The sequence below is a fragment of the Oceanobacillus luteolus genome (genome assembly GCF_023715655.1).
GTDB classification, from domain to species: Bacteria; Bacillota; Bacilli; order Bacillales; family Amphibacillaceae; genus Oceanobacillus; species Oceanobacillus luteolus.
In genome coordinates, this window is record NZ_JAMBON010000145.1 from 1 (window position 1) to 514 (window position 514).

The following is a 514-nucleotide window of genomic DNA, read 5'->3' on the forward strand; positions in this document are numbered from 1 at the left end:
AACGAGAAGAAGGAAAGCCTTATAAAGTAGCGATAATTGCGTGTGCCAATAAACTATTACATTGGATTTACGCCATATTGAAAAGCAACTCTACCTTCCAAGATATTGCGTAACTAGTTAACTTAACTAAATACTCCAAAGCCTTCCAATTAAAGAATTCAGGAGGGTTATTTGGCATGTGCAAAATAAGTATATCACAATTAATTTAAGTTTTTTAGAGAAAAATATTGACAACTATTAGCTGGTTTTGTTTAAGTACATTCTTTCACAAAAATAACCCATAATCTTCATTGGCTACAGGTATGCAACCCAGTTCGTCGTCATTATAACTAGCACTAAGTATAATCCACCAAAGATCAGTTTTCTCTGTTTTTAAGTTGTAGACGTTTTAGAATTGGAAATCCCCATCCTTCATTAGCGGGACTTCAGTTCCACCTTCTTTAATGCCCACTACTTTCATATCTTCGGTACCAAAGGTCACATTGACTAACAAAAGTGAAGTATTCAGACCCGC

General features: G+C 35.0%; 1 protein-coding gene. It reads right to left on the reverse strand.

Annotated features, from left to right (window positions below; all coding sequences use genetic code 11):
* Nucleotides 1-388: 388 nt before the first annotated feature.
* Nucleotides 389-508, reverse strand: coding sequence for an aminopeptidase (locus M3210_RS20540; protein WP_285853912.1), 120 nt, complete (start codon nt 506-508; stop codon nt 389-391).
* Between the last annotated feature and the right edge of the window lie 6 nt (nt 509-514).